Source organism: Flavobacterium sp. (assembly GCF_003525665.1).
GTDB lineage: Bacteria > Bacteroidota > Bacteroidia > Flavobacteriales > Flavobacteriaceae > Flavobacterium.
This window is the reverse complement of the sequence record NZ_DQDX01000212.1, coordinates 1-4,701: the sequence shown is the minus strand read 5'-3', so window position 1 is coordinate 4,701 and position 4,701 is coordinate 1. Positions and strand designations below refer to the sequence as shown.

The 4,701-nt window shown below is 33.4% G+C and carries 7 protein-coding genes; 6 read left to right on the top strand and 1 reads right to left on the bottom strand.

Features of this window, described 5'->3' with window-relative positions; genetic code table 11:
* The first annotated feature begins 19 nt into the window (after positions 1-19).
* The 6 genes from DIU01_RS14700 to DIU01_RS14675 all read left to right on the top strand — a co-directional run bounded on the left by DIU01_RS14700 (position 20) and on the right by DIU01_RS14675 (position 3,274).
* On the top strand, positions 20-1,270 hold the full coding sequence (locus tag DIU01_RS14700) for a CinA family nicotinamide mononucleotide deamidase-related protein (RefSeq protein WP_290835754.1): 1,251 nt from the start codon (positions 20-22) through the stop codon (positions 1,268-1,270).
* A 74-nt stretch (positions 1,271-1,344) separates the two neighbouring features.
* Positions 1,345-1,581 (top strand): 50S ribosomal protein L28, encoded by a 237-nt coding sequence (gene rpmB / locus DIU01_RS14695; RefSeq protein ID WP_035126302.1) that lies wholly within the window; start codon positions 1,345-1,347, stop codon positions 1,579-1,581.
* A 26-nt stretch (positions 1,582-1,607) separates the two neighbouring features.
* Entirely contained in the window at positions 1,608-1,790 is a 183-nt protein-coding gene (gene rpmG / locus DIU01_RS14690) for a 50S ribosomal protein L33 (protein WP_035126304.1), read from the top strand.
* A gap of 47 nt (positions 1,791-1,837) precedes the next feature.
* Positions 1,838-1,990: a DUF4295 domain-containing protein gene (locus DIU01_RS14685; protein WP_290835750.1), complete on the top strand. Its 153-nt coding sequence runs from the start codon at positions 1,838-1,840 to the stop codon at positions 1,988-1,990.
* 132 nt (positions 1,991-2,122) lie between these two features.
* Positions 2,123-3,079 (top strand): signal recognition particle-docking protein FtsY, encoded by a 957-nt coding sequence (ftsY, locus tag DIU01_RS14680; RefSeq protein WP_290835748.1) that lies wholly within the window; start codon positions 2,123-2,125, stop codon positions 3,077-3,079.
* 3 nt (positions 3,080-3,082) lie between these two features.
* Complete coding sequence (locus DIU01_RS14675; protein ID WP_290835746.1) at positions 3,083-3,274, top strand: hypothetical protein; 192 nt, start codon at positions 3,083-3,085, stop codon at positions 3,272-3,274.
* Positions 3,275-3,283: 9 nt separating this feature from the next.
* Here DIU01_RS14675 and DIU01_RS14670 read toward each other — a convergent pair whose 3' ends face one another.
* Positions 3,284-4,654, bottom strand: coding sequence for a serine hydrolase (locus DIU01_RS14670; protein WP_290835744.1), 1,371 nt, complete (start codon positions 4,652-4,654; stop codon positions 3,284-3,286).
* Between the last annotated feature and the right edge of the window lie 47 nt (positions 4,655-4,701).

Genomic DNA, 4,701 nt, shown 5'->3' with positions numbered 1-4,701 from the left:
ATCTAATATCTAAAATTAATTGAAAGCAACCATAGTAACCATTGGAGACGAAATTCTAATAGGTCAAATCATCGATACCAACTCAGGTTTTATCGCCAAAGCATTAGATAAAATCGGAGTCCAAACACACGAATTATTATCCATTAGTGACGACAAGCAACACATTTTAGACACGTTTGTATCGTTACAAAACAAAGTCGATTTCGTAATAATAACTGGCGGATTAGGACCAACAAAAGACGACATCACCAAACACACATTTTGTGAATATTTCAACGATACATTAGTTATAAACAAAGAAGTTGAAACACATGTTATCGAATTAATAGAATCGGTGATGAAGCGTCCAGCATCGCAAATGAACAAAGATCAAGCACTTGTTCCATCAAGATGTGAAATCCTTTTCAATCAAGTTGGAACTGCGCCAGGAATGTGGATGAAAAAAGAAAATACAGTATTTATTTCGCTTCCCGGAGTTCCTTATGAAATGAAATATATTGTAGAAAATCAAATCGTTCCCAAGATTGTAAAAGAGTACAAAAGACCATATATTTTACACAAAACCATAATGACTTACGGTCAGGGTGAAAGTCTTGTAGCAGAGCGAATTGAAGATTGGGAAAACAACCTTCCAGAATTCATAAAACTTGCTTATTTGCCTGCGCCAGGAAGAGTAAGATTACGATTAACTGCTCGTGGAACTGAAAAAGAAATTCTCGAAAAAACAATCAACGAAAACGTAACTTCTTTAGCCAAAATTATCGGAGATATCATCGTCGGATTTGATGAAGACGAAACAATTGAAGTCGTTTTAGGGCGATTATTAGCACAACAAGGAAAAACAATTTCTACTGCAGAAAGTTGCACTGGAGGCAAAATTGCACAAGTTTTTACATCAGTTTCTGGTTCTTCCAATTATTTTAGAGGAAGCGTAGTTTCTTATGCTACAGATACTAAGGTTTCGGTTCTAGGAGTTTCTCAACAAACAATCGATGCATTTTCTGTGGTGAGTAGTCAAGTTGCGAAAGAAATGGCAATTGGTGTCCAAAAATTGATGAAATCAGACTACGCAGTTGCAACAACTGGAAACGCCGGACCATCAAAAGGAGACGCAGATGCCACAATTGGAACTGTTTTTATAGCATTAGCAACACCAAATGAAGTATTTGTAGAAGAATTTAACTTTGGCCAACCACGTGAAAAAGTGATAGATAGAGCTGTAAATAAAGCATTTGAAATCTTACAGAAAGAAATTTTAAAAAATCTCTAATATTTTTTTGTGTATAAGGTTTCTTTTTTGTTTCTTTGCACCCTCGATTTGAATAACGATAAAAGATAAGCATAATGTCAAGAGTTTGTGACCTTACAGGTAAAAGAGCGATGGTAGGAAATAATGTTTCTCACGCAATGAACAAAACTAAGAGAAAATTTTCTGTAAACTTAGTTAAAAAACGTTTCTATCTTGCTGAAGAAGACAGATGGGTTACTTTAAGAGTAGCTGCTTCTACAATTAAAACAATCAATAAAAATGGATTAGCTGCTGTGTTGAAAACTGCAAAAGCTAACGGATTTATTAAATAATTCCTATCCTATAAAAATAAAGCAAGATGGCAAAGAAAGGTAATAGAATACAAGTGATTTTAGAATGTACAGAGCACAAAGGAACTGGTCTTCCAGGAACTTCTCGTTACATTACAAATAAAAACAAGAAAAACACTCCAGATAGATTAGAGATTAAGAAATTTAATCCAATCTTGAAGAGAATGACTGTTCACAAAGAAATTAAATAATTAGAGATTTTTACATTTGTAAATAATTTCAAATACACATTTTAATCATGGCAAAGAAAACCGTTGCAACGTTACAAACAGCTTCTAAGAGATTGACAAAAGCTATCAAAATGATAAAATCTCCTAAAACAGGTGCATATACTTTCGTAGAAAGCATTATGACTCCAGAAGAAGTGGATACTTTCTTAAAAAAGAAATAATTCCGTATTTAAATATATATCAAGGCTACTTTCAATTGGAAGTAGCTTTTTTATTTTTATATTTGTCTCTAATTTTATTTTTTATGATGTAGGACTTTCTATTATCATAAATCTTTAAACCTAAAGTAGAAAATGAATTTTTTTAAAAAAATATTTTCATCCGAAAAGAAAGAAACACTAGATAAAGGTCTTGAACAAACCAAGACTTCCTTTTTTTCTAAACTTACTAAGGCTGTAGCTGGAAAATCTAAAGTCGATGATGAAGTTTTAGATAATCTTGAGGAAGTTTTAGTGTCGTCTGATGTTGGTGTAAACACTACATTAAAAATCATCAAAAGAATTGAAGAACGTGTTGCTAATGATAAATATCTAGGAACAGACGAACTTAATCAAATTCTAAGAGAAGAAATCGCATCCTTATTATCGGAAACAAAATCGGGTGAAGAAACCGAATTTAAAATTCCAGCCAACAAAAAACCTTATGTAATTATGGTTGTTGGTGTTAATGGTGTTGGAAAAACTACTACAATCGGAAAACTAGCTTATCAGTTTAAAAAAGCTGGTTACAGCGTTGTGCTTGGTGCAGCGGATACTTTTCGTGCCGCTGCGATAGATCAATTGCAAATTTGGGCGGATAGAGTTGGAGTTCCAATTGTAAAACAACAAATGGGAAGTGATCCTGCATCAGTTGCCTTTGATACTTTACAAAGCGCAGTTGCACAAAACGCCGATGTAGTAATTATTGATACAGCTGGACGTTTACATAACAAAGTTGGATTGATGAACGAACTTTCTAAAGTGAAAAAAGTAATGCAGAAAGTAGTTGAAGACACGCCAAACGATGTACTTTTAGTACTTGATGGTTCAACAGGGCAAAATGCATTCGAACAAGCAACACAATTTACAGCTGCTACAGAAGTGACTTGCCTAGCAGTTACAAAACTTGACGGAACAGCAAAAGGTGGTGTTGTTATAGGAATTTCAGATCAATTTCAAATTCCAGTAAAATATATTGGAGTAGGAGAAAAAATTGAAGATTTACAAGTATTTAATAAATATGAGTTTGTAGATAGTTTCTTTAAAAAATAGCTTATGAATAAATTTCTATCCTTTTTTAAAACTGCTTCACCACTTATTTTAATTCTGGTAAGTGTCGGAATTGGAATTGTGGCTAAAATTATAGAAATTAAATTTAAAAATATAGCAATGGGTTTGCAACTCATTACTTTTATATTGTTTCTCTACGCATTGAAAAGGGTAGGAGATAAAATCTTTAAAAAATAAATAAATGCGCTATTGGTATAGCGCATTTATTTTTTGCCAAAGTTCGTTATCAAATCCAGATAATCCAAAAGTCGGATTAGTAGGATTAGCAACTTCGCCCATTCGAATTACTACCATTTTCTTGCTAGGAATTACGTATATTTTTTGATCATTTTTACCTAATGCAGCAAACATATCGCTTGGCGCATTCGGAATCAATGTTCCGTTAAATTCAAATTGTGTTGTTGGTAAGTGATAAGTCGATTTTCCATTCAACCACCATAAATAACCATAGGCTTCATTGATATTTTGAGAAGTCGTACTTGCCTGATTGAAAAAACTTTCACTTACAATTGTTGTTCCATTCCATTTTCCTCTGTTTAATGACATCAATCCAAAACGAGCCATATTTCTTGTGGTGCTCCAATAAACACTCAATCCATCACCAGAGTTTATCCAAGCTCCGCCGGTCATTCCTAATTTATCTCTTAATTTGGTATTGAAATAATTTGTCCAAGTTTGTCCGCTAGCTTGAGCAATTACATCTTGTAGTTTTACATAAACATTATGGTAAGCCCAACGATTTCCAGCATCGGCAATATATTGTAAATTGGCTGGCGAAACATCATCACCCAAACTATCATCCAAACCTGAATTCATTGACAATAAATTTTTACAGGTAATCAAATTTTCTTTTGCTAATGGTGCGCTTGTCCAACCAGTTCCTAAATAATTTGATACTTTATTATTTATATTAATCAAATTTTCGTCTTGTGCAATTCCGGTTACTGTTGAAGTTAACGTTTTTCCAGCACTTGCCCAATACCATGGAGTTGTAGCTGAATGACCATTAAAATAGTGCTCCAAAACGATTCTACCATTTACTAAAATGATAAACGATTTAGTGTTTTTTGATTCTACGAAATCTAATAAAGGTTGCACTTGTGATTGATTCCATCCTAAGCTACTAATGGATTTGGTTTCCCAAGTGTTACTTCCATCATTGGGCGGAAAATACATAGTCTCAAATGTTGAAAAACTAACTTGATTTCCGTAAGCAGTTCCAACAGAATTGGTTGCATAAGCTCGAACATAATATGTTGTATTCGGAAGTAAACCAGTTAAATTAGAAACAAAAGTCCCAGTTCCAGTTCCATTGGTAGTTTTAGTATCTGCTGTAGTTGGGTTTGTATTTGTGCTCCAACAAATTCCTCTACTTGTAACATTCGATGCTCCATCCGATGAAATTATTCCGCCACTAATTGCGGTTGTGGTTTCAATTGAAGTAATTGCAGCAGTTGTTAGTGTTGGTAAAGTTGCATTGGAATCATCCGAATCATCATTAGAACTGCATCCAAACATGAAAATTGATAAGATTAAAAATGTAAAATAATTTTTCATAGTAGGTTGGTTTTACATTTTAGACTTAAAAAAGTTTAAAAGGTTTA